Origin of the sequence: Pseudomonas syringae pv. coryli str. NCPPB 4273 (genome assembly GCF_000972175.1) — a bacterium.
GTDB classification, from domain to species: domain Bacteria; phylum Pseudomonadota; class Gammaproteobacteria; order Pseudomonadales; family Pseudomonadaceae; genus Aquipseudomonas; species Aquipseudomonas syringae.
Map to the genome: position 1 here is coordinate 25,296 of NZ_AWQP01000074.1, position 15,462 is coordinate 40,757.

A 15,462-nucleotide genomic window follows, 5' to 3' on the forward strand; every position below is an offset into this window, starting at 1 on the left:
GCACCAGGGTCATCCTTCCATTTTAAGCGCCGACGACTACTTCGGCGCTTTCGCATCCGCAAAGCCTTCGCGCAGCGAACCGCTGCGTGGCAGGAATCGGCCCTGTCGCTCGCCTTGCGGTTTGCCGTCGGCATAGCTCAAGCGGCCGTTGACCCAGACACCGTCGATGCCCTGCGCCGCTCGCTGAGGGTCTTTGAAATCTGCAACGTCGTGTACGGTTTGCGGGTTGAACAGCACCAGATCCGCCCAGTAACCCTCGCGAATAAGGCCGCGTTCGTGCAAGGCGAAGCGCGCGGCCGACAGCCCGGTCATTTTGTGTACGGCGGTGTGCAACGCAAACAGCCCCTTGTCGCGGCTGAAATGCCCGAGCACCCTCGGGAACGCGCCCCACAGGCGCGGATGGGGAAACGGGTCTTCCGGAAGGCCATCGGAGCCGATCATCGTCAGCGGGTGAGACATGATGCGCTCGACGTCGCCCTCATCCATGCCGTAGTACACCGCGCCTGCAGGTTGCAACTTGCGTGCGGCGTCGAGCAATGACAGCCCCCAGTCGGCGGCAATCTCCTGCAGATCCCTGCCGCCCTGATCCGCGTGCGGTGCAGACCAGGTGATGGTGATGCGGAACGCGTCCGTGACCTGTTTGAGGTCCAGCGTCGAAGAGCTGGCCGCATAGGGATAGCAGTCGCAGCCTACCGGATGGTCCTGCGCGGCTTTTTCCAGGGCCGCCAGCAGTTGCGGGCTGCGTCCCCAGTTGCCTGCACCGGCGCATTTCATGTGCGAGATGATGACCGGTGAGCGCGCATGGCGACCTATATCGAATGCTTCCGCCATGGCCTCCAGCACTGGCTCGAATTCGCTGCGCAGGTGGGTGGTGTAAATCGCGCCGAATGCGCTGAGCTCTTCCGCCAGTTGCTTGACCTCGCTGGTTTCGGCCGAGAACGCCGAGGCGTAGGCAAGGCCGGTCGATAACCCCAGTGCGCCGGCTTCCAGGCTGTCGCGCAACTGCTCGCGCATGGCGGCAATTTCTTCCGGGCTGGCGCTGCGCAACAAGTCATCCATGTGGTTGCTGCGCAAGGCGGTATGGCCGATCAGGGCCGCCACGTTGACGGCGGGGCGGGCGTTGTCGACGGCCGCGCGGTAGTCGGTGAAACGTGGATAGACGAACGCCGCGGCGTCGCCCAGCAGGTTCATCGGGTCGGGAGGATTGCCCGTTAGCGAAACCGGCGACGCACTGATCCCGCAGTTGCCGACGATGACGGTCGTCACGCCCTGACTGATTTTCGGCAGCATCTCGGGTTTGCGGATGACCACCGTATCGTCGTGGGTGTGCACATCGATAAACCCTGGCGCCAGCACGCGACCGGCTGCATCGATTTCTTCACGGGCACTGGCATCGCTCAGACTGCCGATGCGCTGGATGCGTCCGTCGCTGATCGCCACATCGGCGCGTATCCCCGGTGTGTCACTGCCGTCGATGACCAGTGCGTCGCGAATGATCAGGTCATAAAGCATGGTTCAGTCTCCCAGCGGCAGGCCATCTTCGCCGCCACGGTATTCATCCAGTGCAAGCTTGATCCGGCGCAGCCGCTCCTGATTGTCTTCAGGGCTCGCCAACGCCAGTTCAGTGACCAGCACGTCAATGGTCAGCAGCATGCCGTAACGCGCTGCGGTGGGTTTATAGATGAAATTGGTTTCAGCAATCTGTAGCGGCAGCACGACCTCGGCCAGTTGTGCCAGCGGTGAATCAGGCAGCGTGATGGCCAGCACGCGGGCACCGTAGCTGCGCGCCAGGGTCACGGCGTCGAGCAGTTCCGGTGTGCGTCCGCTGAGCGAGCAGACAATCAGGCTGTGTTGCGGGCCAAGCGTGGCGGCGACCATGCGCATCATCACCGGGTCGCGGCAGGCGGCCACCGGGTAACCCAGGCGCACCAGCCGGGTTTGCAGTTCCTCGCTGCACAGGCTGGAGCAACCGCCCATGCCGAATGTGTGAATCATGCGCGCATCGGCGACACAGGCGATGGCGGCGGCAAAGCGCGTTGCATCGAAGCCGGCCAGGTGCTGGCGCAGGGTGGCTTCGATGTCGTCGACAATTCGGGTGAAAAACGCCGACTGCTCCGGCGCCGGTTCCGGATGCAGAAAGCGGCTGCCGACGCCGCTGGCCTGGGCCAGTTGCAGGCGCAAGTCGCGCAGATCCCGGCAACCGATGCTGCGCGCGAAACGTGACAGCGTCGCACTGCTGACCTCGGCGCGGCTGGCCAGCTCATCCAGACTGGCACTGGCCGCGAAGGCGATATCGCTGAGCAACAGCCTGGCGATTCGTCCTTCTCCTGCGCTGAAGGAATCCTGACGGGCACGTATCTGGTACAGAATGTCCACTCAAAGCACCTGCGCCAGGCCCAGCGTCAGGGCGAAAGCGACGACAGAAATCAGCGTCTCCAATACCGTCCAGGTCTTGAACGTTTGCGCGACGGTCATGTTGAAATACTCCTTGATAAGCCAGAAACCACCGTCGTTGACGTGGGAAAAGATCACCGAGCCTGCGCCCGTCGCCAACACCAGCAGTTCGGGGTGCGGGTAACCCAGCCCCAGCGCGACAGGTGCGACGATGCCCGACGCCGTGGTCATCGCCACCGTTGCCGACCCCGTCGCAACCCGCATCAGTGCCGCGAACAACCAGCCCATCAGCAGGGGCGACAGATGAAAGTCCTGCGCCAGACCCACGATCTCATTGGTCACGCCGCTGTCGATCAGAATGCGGTTCAAGCCGCCACCGGCACCTACCAGCAACGTGATGCTCGCGGTCGGTGCCAGGCACTCGTTGGTGAATTTCAGAATCGAGTCGCGGTTGAAGCCCTGCGCGATGCCCAGTGTCCAGAAACTCAGCAGGGTGGCCAGCAGCAGGGCAATCACCGAGTTGCCGATGAACAGCAGAAAGCTGTTGAACGCGCTGCCCGGTGTACTGATCAGGTTGGCCCAGCCACCCAGCAGCATCAGCACCACCGGCAGCAGAATCGTGGCCATGGTCAGGCCGAAGCTGGGCAGCTTCTGGCGCGGCTCGCGGTCGAGAAACTGCTTGGCCAGCGGGTTTTCAGCTGGCAAGTGGATGCGCGGCACAATGAATTTGGCATACACCGGACCGGCGATGATCGCCGTCGGGATGCCGATCAGGATGGCGTAGAACAGCGTTTGCCCTACCGACGCCTGATACGCCTGCACCGCGAGCATCGCAGCAGGGTGCGGCGGCACCAGCGCATGCACCACCGACAGACCGGCGACCATCGGCAGACCGACCATCAGAATCGACACCCCGACACGCCGGGCCACAGTGAAGGCAATCGGTACCAGCAGAACGAAGCCGACTTCGAAGAACAGTGGCAAGCCCACCAGAAACGCAATGCAGACCATGGCCCAGTGCGCGTTACGCTCGCCAAAGCGATCGATCAGGGTGCGCGCCACCTGCTCGGCACCGCCAGACTCGGCCATCATCTTGCCCAGCATGGTGCCCAGCGCCACGACCAGCGCGATATGCCCCAGCGTTTTGCCAACCCCCGCTTCATAAGAAGCCACCACGCCACTGGCCGGCATTCCGGCGACCAGGGCCAGACCGACCGAAACAAGCGTAATGACGATAAACGGATTGAGGCGGTAACGCGCGATCAGCACGATCAAGGCGATGATGGCGACAGCGGCGTAGACCAATAGCGAAAGACCGGGTGACGGCGACATAGCGACGGTTCCTTGCAAAGTGGGTAGGCGAGGGCGCAACACCAACAGCTGAAGCTGTCAGCCTGAAGGCGACTCGGGAGTACTCGGCAGGGACGACGCAATAAGATGGAGCAGGGGCGTTTCAGGGCGATCACAGGTATTCATTGTTTTTATCTCTGTTTTCGTGATGAAAATAAATTACACGAAAATGAAATATAAACAAATATATGAAAATAAATTTCTTTTTCGGGTCGTGCCTCGCTAATGGGAGATAGGCGCTGAGGCGCGGCCTACCGCTGCGTCAGCAATTGCTCCGCATAGCGCGCAACGACATGGCCGAAAGCAATAGAGGTATTAGCGGTGCCCGAGCGCAGGCTGTCTACAAGGTTCGCGAGTTCCGCATCACTGGCGCTGGATATGAATTGCTCATCGAACACACCCGTGATTGCCTCCTGACGTCTTTTGGTCAGATACGCGATATCGAGTGCGAGCTTTTCGATCATCGTCGTGGCGGGAAGGTCGGTGTGGGACGTGCTCTGGATTTTCCCTGTCAGCAGATAACGGAAGCGCTGTTCGCAATCGTACTCTGTCGGAGAGATGTGCAGGTCCTCATCGAACCAGTTGCCTTTGTAGTGGCCGCAGTGCAACGGGCTTCCTGGTGTGGTCTCGCGCAGGCAGGACGCATGAAGATTGCTGAACTCCAGTGCCAATGGCAGATAATGATCCTGCGGTCTGAAATGTTCGATGTGGCTGCTATCAAGTTCTATTTCCCTGCCGCAATAGCAGCATGAGAAGTTCTGCTCTTGCAGCAGGCGATCATGCAGGTCGCGTTTTTGCGGGTTCTGCAAGGTTGGATAGGTGGGCGTCCAGTCTTCGTTTGCGCTGGCTTTCCATTCGGTGAATGACGCAGGCTCAGTTCCTTTGATGATGCGTCTCATCGTCCAATGATCTCCTTGCGTTTGAGTAGCGCCTCGGCACCCGCGAACTCTGGTAGATCGGGCGCCTTCTTCTTCAGTGCATCAAGCTGCGACCTGGCTTTTTCAAGCTCGTTGTTTTCCAGAGTGCTGAATAGCTGATCGAGCAACTCTTCAATTTCAGGCTCACGCTGAGGCACGCCCATGACTTCTTCCAGAATGCTGCTGGAGTCCAGGCCGTAGGTTGCTCTTGGGTGAGAGCCGTCATGGTTATTCAGCAGGATGACCTCGCCCGGCTGTAAGCTGCCTATGACCTGCGGCGAGTGGCTTGTGGCGATGAATTGTACTTTCGGGAAGGCTTTTTTAAGTGTCGGTGCGATGGTTCGCTGCCAGGCCGGGTGAAGGTGTATGTCCAGCTCATCGATAATCACGATGCCGCCAGTATTGGTCAGAACATCCTTCCCCATGTGTGGGTTAAGAACGCACATGCGCCTTGCAATATCTGCAATTAATGCAATCAGGCTGCGTTGACCATCACTCAGTTCGTGAAACGGAATCGCGTTGTCGCGCCCCATATCCACAAGAAGGCTTTGCAGCCTCAAGTCATACCGGAGGTTGTGGGCGTCTGGCAGAGCAAGTCTTATCGCTCGGTTTACCCATTCAAGTTCGTCTTCAGGCTCGGTATTGGGGCTTGAGTCCAGACGATCCTGAAGCCGCTCAAGCGTCCGCGCAATCAACCAGCTTTCAAAGTCGCGTAGATCGGTTACTGCGTCGGACCAGTTTGCATAACCGTCAATACGGGAAGCTCTCTGCTGCGCGGCGAATTCAGCTGATATACGTGCGCTGCTCCAGCGACGATTGGCGCGATAAAAAGCAAGCACAGGAAAGTCGACGCGCTCGCCGGCTTGGTTCTTGGCTAAGACATCGTCCAGATGGAGGCCCACCGCAGGATCGGCAGCCGGGTCCCAAGACGCGTTCAGGCTGATGGTCCCCCAATGTGGAAGACCGAACATATTGCCTTCGGCTTTTATGAACACGCCGAATTGTCTTTCGAATCGAATCCTTCCCTCATACCTGTCGATAACGAAACGTATATCTTCGTCACTCAGGTACTTATCTTTCTGGCCCATGGCGTTGCCATACGGTACGAGACATGCCGCTACCCCTTGCAACAACGAAGTCTTCCCACTGCCATTAACCCCCACCACCAGATTGAACCCAGGCTGGAAGTCGAAATGAGCATCTTCGTAGCAACGAAAATTCTGCAGGTGGAGGCGGTCGAGGCGCATGTCGGTTTCCTTTACCAGAACTGGCGGATGCGCCAGTGTACCTTGGCTAACCCTATGCGCCATCGCCCGATGTGTGACTAAACCTGCGCCCCCAGCGGCTGCAACCTTGCCAGCCTCAACGCCACACCAAGGGCAATCATCAGCAACACGCCTATAAACAGCCCGATACCGTTCCAGCCCGCGTAGTGCCAGAACACGCCGCCGCCGGTTCCGGCCACGCTCGAGCCTGCGTAGTAACAGAACAGGTACAGGGACGCGGCCTGGCCCCTGGCGGTGGTGGCCCTGCGTCCGACCCAGCTGCTGGCCACTGAATGTGCGCCGAAGAAGCCGAAGGTGAAGATCAGTACGCCGACGATCACCAGCGGCAGTGGGGTGAACAGGGTCAGCAGCAGGCCGGCCAGCATCATCACGATCACGGCCCACAGCACCTGCCGGCGGCCAAGGCGGTCAGCCAGTGAGCCGATCTTTGCCGAACTGTAGATGCCCGACAGGTACACCACGGAAAACACGCCGACCACGGCCTGGCTCAGGTTGTAGGGTGCGCTCAGAAAGCGGTAGGCGATGTAGTTGAACAGCGTGACGAATGCGCCCATCAGCAGGAAGCCGGTCAGAAACAGCAGCGGCAAGCCTGCATCACGAAACTGCACCACAAACCCGTCGAACAGACTGCGAGGGTGCAGCGAGCGCGGGCGGAAGTTGCGCGACGCCGGCAGGATCTTCCAGAACACCGCTGCTGCGATCAGCGCCAGCCCGCCGACCACCAGCATCGCCGCGTGCCAGCTGACGTAGTCGATCATCACCCCGACGATCAGCCTTCCGCTCATGCCACCGACGGCGCTGCCGCCGATATACAGCCCCATTGCCAGGCCCAGATGGGTGGGGTGGATCTCCTCGCTCAGGTAGGTCATCGCCACTGCCGCCAGGCCGCTCAGTGACAGGCCTACCAGGGCGCGGGTAATCAGCACGCCCTCCCAGCTAGGCATCAAGGCGCTGGCGATGGTGAACAGCGAGGCACAGAACAGCGCCATGACCATCACCGGCTTGCGCCCCAGCCGATCGGATATCGGCCCGGTGATCAGCAGGCCGATGGCGAGCATTGCCGTGGCCACGGACAGGATCAGGCTGCTTTGTGCCGCCGTCAGGGAGAACTCGCTGGACAGCGTCGGCATCATCGGCTGTACGCAGTACAGCAGGGTAAAGGTCGAAAAACCGCCAGCGAACAGCGCCAGAGCCGTGCGTTTGAAAAGCGGCGTGTTCTTTTCGATGTAGGTATCGCCCGGCAGCGTCGACGACTGTGCGGACGAGGTGTTCAAGTCGGGGGTGGGCGGGGCAACGGCAGGGTTCACAAAGACCTCAGGGCACGGTTGAGCAGGCAATGAAAAAATCATATAGCTCGCTAATCATTCCATCCAATATATTGTTTGACCTGTTTGATAGGTAAAACGACTTAATGGAGGCCGCATGGAATTGCGTCATCTGCGTTACTTCATCGCGGTTGCCGAAGAGCTGCATTTTGGCCGCGCCGCGCAGGCACTGGGGATTTCGCAACCGCCGCTCAGCCAGCAGATTCAGACGCTGGAGCAGGAACTGGGCACGCGTCTTTTCGAACGCACCAACCGGCGCGTCGAGTTGAGCGAATCCGGGCGGCTGTTTCTCGACGAAGCACGGCTGGTGCTGGCGCAGGTCGACAAAGCCACCGATGTGGCGCGGCGTGCGCAACTGGGCGAAATCGGCGAGCTGAAGATCGGCTTCACTTCGTCTGCGCCGTTTACGTCGAGCATCCCGCAGGCGATTTTTGCCTTCCGCCAGGCCTACCCGGACGTGCACCTGACCCTGACCGAAATCACCAGTCAGGAAGTGGCGGCAGGTCTTGAGGACAAGACCATTCAGGTCGGCATCATGCGCCCGCTGGCATTGCCCGATTCACTGGTAGTGTTCGAATTGCTGAGTGAACCGCTGGTGGCGATCATGCGTGCCGACCATCCGCTGGCGGCAGAAAGCGAGGAGGGGATCTACATGGCGGCGCTGGCCGCCGAGCCGTTCGTGTTCTTCCCGCGCACTTATGGCAGCGGCATCTACGCGCAAGTCTTGAGCCTTGCGCGCGCCGCAGGGTTCAGCCCGTTGATCACCCAGGAAGCGGGCGAAGTGATGACCATCATCGGCCTGGTTGCAGCAGGATTGGGCGTCACCGTACTGCCTGCGTCCTACCGGCGAATGCGTATCGACGGCGTGGTCTACCGCAACGTCCTCGACCCCGGCGCAACCAGTGCGGTGTGGCTGGTGCAACGCAAGGACGAACAATCGCCCATGGCCAAGGCGTTCACCGAGCTGTTGACGCGTAACGTCGGATGAATGCCTGGCGTATATCCGGTACTCACTATCACTTTTGACAGTAGGCAGATCAGTGTTTTTTGCGTTGAATCTCATGTGCACCTGATGCTCCAGGACGGAATGACAGGAACAGGGAGAGAAGCATGCGCAAACAAATATGGATGATGGCTTTATTGAGCCTGTCGCTGACAGTGGCGGCGGACGAGAAAATTATCGGTGGTACGCCCGCACCCTCAGGTGCTTATCCGTTTTTCACTTCATTGACCAAGGAGGATGGCCAGCACCTCTGCGGGGGCGCCTTGATCGCTGCGCAATGGGTGCTTACGGCGGCACACTGCATACGTGGTCAGTCGCCTGCGTTTGTCCAGATTGCTATAGAGAAGTACGGGCCTCCGGTCGTCAGCCGGGACAAGATCAGGATCGCTGAAGCGTTTATTCCTGCGGATTTCAAAGGCTGGCAGGTTTACTCTAAAACAGGCGACGAAAAGGGATCGGGGCTTTACGACATTGCGCTATTGAAACTTGAGCGTCCAACCGAAAGTAAAGACATCCTCAAACTGGACGGCATTGATCAGGTGGTTGCGCACGAAGTCGGGATGCCCGTCACGCTGGCAGGCTTCGGAATGAGAGAAACCGGCACCATGCCGAACGAGCTTTATCATGTTGACGGCTCGATTCTGGAAGACCGCAAATGCATAGACGTGCCGCCGGGCTATCCACCTACCTACTTTGATCCTCTCTTGAATGTGTGTTCGAGCAAGATTTCTGGCGGCGGCGATTCAGGCGGGCCGTTGCTCTTCAAAACGCAGAGCGGCTACGTCGGCGTTGCGCTGGTAAGTCGTGGTTTGCTCGACGCTAGTCAGATGACTCGAATTTCGTTCTACAAGGACTGGATCACGGACATCATTGCAAATGACAAGTGCGGCCAGCAGGAGAAGCCTGAAGGTACTGTTTCTGTGCGTTCTGTCAGCTCGTCTGGCTGTTGACCACTGAGCGCCAGGACTCAGCCGTCACTGACGTCGCACTCTGCGTCGTCAGTGCCACTGTGAGAAAAAAGCGCTTTTATGCGCTGTGACTACAGGCAAAGCATGACTTTGCGCTGAAGCATAGGGAACGACAGGTGCTCGGGAAGGCGCCGCTCAACCCCAACGCCTGAAGATCAGCGAGGTGTTCACGCCGCCAAATGCGAAGTTGTTGTTCATCACGTATTCGTTGCTCATGTGCCTTGGTTCGCCGACGATGTAGTCCAGTTCGCCGCATTGTGAGTCGATGTCGATCAGGTTCAGGGTATGGATATAGCGATCGCTGTTGAGCATTTCGATGCTGAACCATGACTCCAGCGCGCCGCACGCTCCCAGCGTGTGGCCGAGGAAGCTTTTTTGCGAGCTGAGTGGCATGCGCGGGCCGAACAGGCTGCTGGTGGCCAGGGTCTCGGCGATGTCGCCCTGTTCGGTGGCGGTGCCGTGACCGTTGACGTAACCGATGGCGTCAGGCGAAAGGTTGGCGTCTTCGAGGGCCAGCTCCATCGCGCGGCGCATGGTGGCCTGCTCGGGACGAGTGCTGTGCGCGCCGTCGGCGTTGCTGCCGAAGCCGACGATTTCGGCGTAGATGTGCGCGCCACGTGCCTGGGCATGTTCCAGCTCTTCAAGCACCAGCATACCGCCACCTTCACCGATCACCAGGCCGTCGCGTCCGCTGTCGTAGGGGCGTGGTGTGGTGTGTGGCGCGTCATTCTTGAGGCTGGTGGCGTACAACGCGTCGAAGACCATGGCCTCTGTCGGGCACAGCTCTTCGGCCCCGCCCGCCAGCATCAGCGGCAGACGACCGAACTTGATCGCCTCGTAGGCATAGCCGATGCCCTGACTGCCACTGGTGCAGGCGCTGGAGGTCGGAATCAGGCGTCCGGTCAGGCCGAAGAAGATGCTGATGTTGGCGGCAGTGGTGTGCGGCATCATGCGCACGTAGGAGTTGGCGTTCAGGCCCACGGCCACCGAGTTGATCAGCATGTTGCCGAAGGCCTTGATCTCGTCGGTGCTGCCGGTGGACGAGCCGCAGGCCGTGCCCATGCGGCCATCGCGAATGATCGGGTCATTCAGCAGCCCGGCGTCGATCAGGGCCTGCTCCGCGGCCGCCACGGCCAGACGGGACACGCGGCCCATGCTGCGCAGTTGTTTGCGCGTCCAGTGCCCCGGCACGGCGAAATCGTCGATGGGGCCAGCCAGGCGGGTATTGAGCTCGGCAAACCGGTTCCACTCGTCCATTCGGCGAATGCCGCTGCGATTGGCCGTGAAGCGTGCATCGATAGTCGGCCAGTCGCTGCCCACCGAGGTGATGCCGGACATGCCGGTCACTACCACACGCTTCATCAGCACAGTCCCCCGTTGACGGCCAGAACCTGACGGGTGATGTAGCTCGCTTCGGCCGACATCAGAAAATTCACGGCACCCGCCACTTCCTCGGGCGTGCCCATGCGTTGGGCCGGGATCATTTTCATCAGTTCGTCCACCGGCACGTTCTCGTCCAGCATGGCCGTATCGATCAGCCCCGGCGCGACGCAGTTGACGGTGATCTTGCGCTTGCCCAGTTCGATGGCCAGTGCCTTGGCGGCACCGATCAGCCCTGCCTTGGAAGCGCTGTAATTGACCTGGCCGCGATTGCCGATCAGCCCGGAAACCGAGGTGATGCAGACGATGCGCCCTGCTGCACGACGGCGAATCATCGGCATCGTCAACGGGTGCAGGACGTTATAGAAGCCGTCCAGGTTGGTGCGCAGCACCTGATCCCAGTCATCGTCGCTGAGTGCCGGAAACGCGCCGTCGCGGGTCAGCCCGGCGTTGAGTACCACGCCGTAATAGGCGCCGTGCGTCTCCACGTCCTCTTCCAGAATGGCCTTGCAGGCGGCCCGGTCCGACACATCGAATTGCAGCACGCGTGCCTGGCGGCCCAGCGCAACGACTTCGGCCTGCACCGCTTCGGCTTCGCTGCGGCCGGTGCGGCAATGCAGGATCAGGTCGTATCCGGCCTGCGCCAGACGCAGGGCGATGGCGCGGCCGATGCCACGGCTGGAGCCGGTGACCAGTATCGATTCAGTCATGCCGGGGCTCCTTCAGCCAGGTAGTCAGCAGTGTTGGGCGGGCAATATACATTGAGTCGGGCAAAAGCCTCGATACCCGGCCCGGTGAGGGTGCATTCGAACATGCCCATGCCGTTGTCGTCCTGCAGGGAGCGCACGGCATGGATGTGCAGTTCACTGCCCAGCGGGAAGCGCGTCACGTTGCAGTCGAACTTGCGACTGCCAAGCAGAAAACCCAGCTTGACCGCTTCGCCCTTGTTGCGCGCCTTGCAACCGGCATAGGCCGCGACGCTCTGCGCCATCAGCTCTATGCCCAGCCAGGCCGGCAGGCTGCCGTCGGCTTGATTGAACAGGCCGTCGGCGCGTACGGTCAGGCGGGTTCGAATCTGTTCTTCGTCAACGCTCAGCACCTGATCGATGAGAATCATGTCGCCGGCATGGGGGATGAGTTCGGCGAGCGGCCACTCGGTCATGGGGCATCTCCGATAATCAGGCTGATGTTGTTGCCACCGAAGGCAAACGAATTGCTCATCATGTAACGAGCGTTTTCAGGTGTCAGGCGCGAGCCTGCGTGTGTCCATTGCAGCGCAGGCAGGAGCGGATCGGCCTCGCCGTCCCACAGGTGCGGGGGCAGGGCCTGTTCGGTATTCTGCGGGGCCAGGCTCAGCCAGCAAAACGCCGCTTCCAGCGCGCCCGCCGCGCCCAGGGTGTGGCCGCTGAGCGGTTTGGTCGACGAGCAGGGCACGCCGTTCGGAAATACGCCCTGCACGGCCAGGCTCTCCATCGCATCGTTGTGCTGCGTGGCGGTGCCATGCAGGTTCAGATAACCGATCTGCTCCGCCTCGAGTCGGGCATTGCGCAACGCTTGCAGCATGGCATCGCGCGCACCACGGCCGGTGGGTTCTGGGGCCGAGATGTGGTGAGCGTCGCAGCTGGCACCTGCACCCAGCAGGGCAATCGAGTGCCTGCTGTCGGCTTCGCGAGTCATCAGGAACAGCGCGGCCGCCTCGCCGATATTGATCCCGTTGCGGTTGCTGGAGAACGGGTTGCAGAGCTGCGGCGACATGGCCTCGAGTGCCGAGAACCCCTGCAGGGTCAGCTTGCACAGGCTGTCGACGCCGCCGCACAGCACGGCATCGCACAGGCCCATGTCCAGCGCCCGACGCGCACTGAGCAACGCCCGCGAACTGGACGTGCAGGCTGTCGAGATGACGTAGGTCGGGCCGCTCAATTGCAGCCAGGCGGCGAGAAAATTCGCCGGTGCGCCCAGTTCCTGTTGTCGATAATCGTAATCGTCGGGGAAGGTACGCTCACGCAGCCAGACGGCCATGCTCTCGCTCGCTTCATCAATGCCCGAAGTACTGGTGCCGATGATCACGCCGATCCGCCCGGCGCCGAAGCGGGTGATGGCCTGGCTGATGTCCTCCTCGATCTGCAGGGCGGCGGCCAGCAGCAACTGGTTATTGCGGCTGCGATGCAAATGCACGGCAGGCGGAATGGGCGGCAGTGCGGATTTGACTGCACCGACCGGCAACGCGCGTTCCGGCACCCAGCCGCTTTCGAACACCATGCCCGAGCTGTCGCCTGCGAACAGCCTGCGCGACACCTCTTCACGGCTGTCGCCCAGCGAGCAGATCACGCCCAGCGCGTTGAGATAGGCGGTCATGGCAGGCTCTCGTTGTTCAGCGGTGTGACCTTGTAGCTCAGCCGGTCCTTGAGGCGGATGGTGAACGCGTTGGCCGACTGATATTCGACCAGCCAGCGGTCATCCAGACGACGCTGCATGCCCTGGCGGTACGCCGTCGGGTAGCGGCCATGCATTTCCAGATCCGGGGTCATGGCGAACATCAGCGCAGCGAACAGCTCGCGGGCTTCCGGATTGGGCGGCAGCAAACCATCGGCCTGCCATTTTCCGTCGATCAGCAACTGGCGCGCCTGGGGAATGCCCAGCGGGTCCATCATTGACCAGCGCAATCCGCCGTTTTCGCGCTGGATGATCAGCAGCCAGTCCTGATGCTGATCGGCCTGGCGACGCTCAATGTGCAGCTGCATCGGCAATTGCATGGTCGGTGCGCTGGTCGGCAGCGGGGCTTGTGCCGCACAGCCGCCGAGCAGCAGGAAGGCTAAAAACAGTACGCGAATCATGATGCTCCAACTTCCAGGGGTTTGCGGGCCACGACATTGACCAGCGTTTCCTCACGTTGCCCGAACGGCCTGGGCTTTTGCAGTTTCAAGACTTCGAGCAGGCCGAAGTCCCTGGCGCGGCTCCACCACAGGTAAGGGTACGAAACATTCTGTGCATCGAACTCGAAACCCTGGTCGCGGATCATCTGCAGATACTGTGCCGCGCTTTTCTGAACGTGCATCGGGTGGCGGAACAGCCAGCGAATCACCCAGGTGTCGATGTACGCTTCGGTCGACTCGGCGAACAGCAGATAGCCGCCCGGCTTGAGCACGCGATAAAACTCGGCCAGTGCCTGTTCCTGCTCGACCAGATGATGGAAAGTCTGGTGGCAGAACAGCAGATCGACGCTGGCGTCGGGTACTTGCAGGGCTGCGCAGTCGCTGCCGATCAGTTCGACCTCTACGCCTCTGGCCCGAGCCTCTTCACCACTCATGTCGAGGCTGTGCGGATCGGCGTCGACACCGATGAGCCTCGACGGCTGAAAAACCTTGTTCAACTGCTGAAACGAACGGCCTTGCCCGCAACCGGCGTCGAGCAATACCGGGGCAACCGGCGGCGGGCTGGTGAACAGGCTGCGCAAGTCGTCTATCGCCACGCGCAGCACGCGGTACTGCCAGATGTTGCTGCGCAGAAACCACAGGCCGAAGCGGGTTTCCTCGACGTAACTGTCACTCAGGAACGGTCGATTCATGGGCCACTGTCCGCGCAGATTTCCGAGAGCGTGCGCAGGCGGCGCTTGGGCTCGCTGACAAACGGATTGCGTTCGTCCCAGGCATAGCCGGCCAGAATCGAGCTGATCATGCGGCGGATGTCCGGAGCGCTGCCGGGGTAGAAAATCACGTTCTGGAACGTACCGTCGTACCAGCCCTCGACATAGGCGCGAAAGGTGTCGACGCCACGTTTCAACGGCACCGCGAACTCGCTTTCCCAATCCACGTTTTCGCCCTGCAACTGCCGGCTCAGCACGCCAGCCGCCATGCTCGCCGAACGCATGGCGATGGTCACGCCCGAAGAAAACACCGGGTCGAGGAATTCCGCCGCGTTGCCCAGCAGCGCAAAGCCCTTGCCGTGCAGGGTCTTGACGTTGGCCGAGTAGCCGCCGATGGTTCTCGCTGGCGTATCCCAGACTGCGTTTTTCAGCACGCTGGCCAGTTGCGGTGTTTCATCGATAAAGGCGCGCAGGCAGGCATCCAGATCCTCGGGCTTGTCCTTGAAGCGTTCGGCCGAGGCGACCACGCCTATCGAACAGCGGCCTTCGCTGAACGGAATCGACCAGAACCACACATCGCTGTGCTGCGGATGGATGCTGACCAGAATCTTGCGGCGGTCGAAGGGCGGGCTTTCGATGCGGTCTTCGATATGGGTGAACACCGCCTGGCGCACAGGGAAACCTGACGGCGCTTCCAGATCCAGCAAGCGCGGCAGCACGCGGCCATAGCCGCTGGCGTCGAGTACGAAGCTGGCCTGCACGCTGTATTCGCTGCCGTCCTCACGCCTCACACGCAAAACCGGCTGCGGGCCCTCGAAGTCGGCGCTGACGATCTCTTCCTGGTAGCGGATGTCCACACCTTGCAGCGCGGCCTGATCGGCGAGCAGTTTGTCGAACTCGCTGCGCTGCACCTGAAAGGTCGTCGGCTTGCCGTTGCTGAACGTATCGCTGAAGTCGAAATCGCTGTATTGCTCGCCACGCGCGAAGGCTGCGCCATTCTTGGGCTGGAAACCGGCGGCCTGCACGGCCTCCAGCATCCCGGCTTCTTCGACGAAGTCCAGGCAATGACACAGCAGGCTCTCACCGATGGAGAAGCGCGGAAACAGCTGGCGCTCGATGATCAGTACGTCATGGCCATGGCGTTTGAGCAGGGCAGCCGCTATTGAACCGGCCGGGCCGGCACCGATGACGACGACCTGACGAATTTCCCTATCAGTGATGGGCACAGGTATTCCTTTTCGGTTGGGCGGTGGCGG

At 60.9% G+C, this 15,462-nt stretch carries 15 protein-coding genes; 2 read left to right on the forward strand and 13 right to left on the reverse strand.

Annotated elements, in window-relative coordinates; all coding sequences use genetic code 11:
* Positions 1 to 36: 36 nt before the first annotated feature.
* The 6 genes from P406_RS25625 to P406_RS25650 form a co-directional block, all read right to left on the reverse strand.
* The gene (locus P406_RS25625) at positions 37 to 1,512 is read right to left on the reverse strand and encodes an N-acyl-D-amino-acid deacylase family protein (protein WP_046237730.1); all 1,476 of its coding nucleotides are present in this window, start codon (positions 1,510 to 1,512) and stop codon (positions 37 to 39) included.
* Between the two features lie 3 nt (positions 1,513 to 1,515).
* Positions 1,516 to 2,376, reverse strand: coding sequence for a MurR/RpiR family transcriptional regulator (locus P406_RS25630; protein ID WP_046237731.1), 861 nt, complete (start codon positions 2,374 to 2,376; stop codon positions 1,516 to 1,518).
* Entirely contained in the window at positions 2,377 to 3,726 is a 1,350-nt protein-coding gene (locus tag P406_RS25635) for a GntP family permease (protein WP_004409270.1), read from the reverse strand. It abuts the gene before it with no gap.
* Between the two features lie 269 nt (positions 3,727 to 3,995).
* Positions 3,996 to 4,643 (reverse strand): retron system putative HNH endonuclease, encoded by a 648-nt coding sequence (locus P406_RS25640; RefSeq protein WP_046237732.1) that lies wholly within the window; start codon positions 4,641 to 4,643, stop codon positions 3,996 to 3,998.
* Entirely contained in the window at positions 4,640 to 5,908 is a 1,269-nt protein-coding gene (locus P406_RS25645) for an AAA family ATPase (protein ID WP_046237733.1), read from the reverse strand. Before P406_RS25645 ends, P406_RS25640 begins: the two co-directional genes overlap by 4 nt.
* Before the next feature lie 77 nt (positions 5,909 to 5,985).
* The gene (locus P406_RS25650) at positions 5,986 to 7,254 is read right to left on the reverse strand and encodes an MFS transporter (RefSeq protein WP_082100966.1); all 1,269 of its coding nucleotides are present in this window, start codon (positions 7,252 to 7,254) and stop codon (positions 5,986 to 5,988) included.
* 115 nt (positions 7,255 to 7,369) lie between these two features.
* On the opposite strand from P406_RS25650, the gene P406_RS25655 reads away from it, so the two are divergent.
* Together P406_RS25655 and P406_RS25660 are read left to right on the forward strand one after the other, a co-directional pair.
* Positions 7,370 to 8,260 carry a LysR family transcriptional regulator gene (locus P406_RS25655; protein WP_003316669.1) on the forward strand — a complete coding sequence of 297 codons (891 nt, stop codon included), beginning with the start codon at positions 7,370 to 7,372 and terminating at the stop codon, positions 8,258 to 8,260.
* 122 nt (positions 8,261 to 8,382) lie between these two features.
* Entirely contained in the window at positions 8,383 to 9,225 is an 843-nt protein-coding gene (locus tag P406_RS25660) for a S1 family peptidase (RefSeq protein ID WP_046237735.1), read from the forward strand.
* Positions 9,226 to 9,378: 153 nt separating this feature from the next.
* Here the strand turns inward: P406_RS25660 and P406_RS25665 are convergent, their stop codons facing one another.
* Genes P406_RS25665 through P406_RS25695 form a run of 7 tightly spaced genes read right to left on the reverse strand, consistent with a single transcriptional unit; the run spans position 9,379 to position 15,432 of the window.
* The gene (locus P406_RS25665; RefSeq protein WP_046237736.1) at positions 9,379 to 10,605 is read right to left on the reverse strand and encodes a beta-ketoacyl-ACP synthase; all 1,227 of its coding nucleotides are present in this window, start codon (positions 10,603 to 10,605) and stop codon (positions 9,379 to 9,381) included.
* Positions 10,605 to 11,333 (reverse strand): 3-oxoacyl-ACP reductase FabG, encoded by a 729-nt coding sequence (fabG, locus tag P406_RS25670; RefSeq protein ID WP_003346294.1) that lies wholly within the window; start codon positions 11,331 to 11,333, stop codon positions 10,605 to 10,607. The genes P406_RS25665 and fabG overlap by 1 nt, the downstream gene beginning before the upstream one ends.
* Positions 11,330 to 11,785, reverse strand: a complete 456-nt coding sequence (locus tag P406_RS25675) for a hotdog family protein (RefSeq protein ID WP_003392291.1) — start codon at positions 11,783 to 11,785, stop codon at positions 11,330 to 11,332. Before P406_RS25675 ends, fabG begins: the two co-directional genes overlap by 4 nt.
* Complete coding sequence (locus P406_RS25680) at positions 11,782 to 12,978, reverse strand: beta-ketoacyl-[acyl-carrier-protein] synthase family protein (protein ID WP_046237737.1); 1,197 nt, start codon at positions 12,976 to 12,978, stop codon at positions 11,782 to 11,784. Before P406_RS25680 ends, P406_RS25675 begins: the two co-directional genes overlap by 4 nt.
* Entirely contained in the window at positions 12,975 to 13,457 is a 483-nt protein-coding gene (locus P406_RS25685; RefSeq protein WP_003316675.1) for a hypothetical protein, read from the reverse strand. Before P406_RS25685 ends, P406_RS25680 begins: the two co-directional genes overlap by 4 nt.
* Positions 13,454 to 14,188 carry a class I SAM-dependent methyltransferase gene (locus tag P406_RS25690; RefSeq protein WP_003414280.1) on the reverse strand — a complete coding sequence of 245 codons (735 nt, stop codon included), beginning with the start codon at positions 14,186 to 14,188 and terminating at the stop codon, positions 13,454 to 13,456. The genes P406_RS25685 and P406_RS25690 overlap by 4 nt, the downstream gene beginning before the upstream one ends.
* Positions 14,185 to 15,432: an NAD(P)/FAD-dependent oxidoreductase gene (locus P406_RS25695; RefSeq protein ID WP_046237738.1), complete on the reverse strand. Its 1,248-nt coding sequence runs from the start codon at positions 15,430 to 15,432 to the stop codon at positions 14,185 to 14,187. Before P406_RS25695 ends, P406_RS25690 begins: the two co-directional genes overlap by 4 nt.
* Between the last annotated feature and the right edge of the window lie 30 nt (positions 15,433 to 15,462).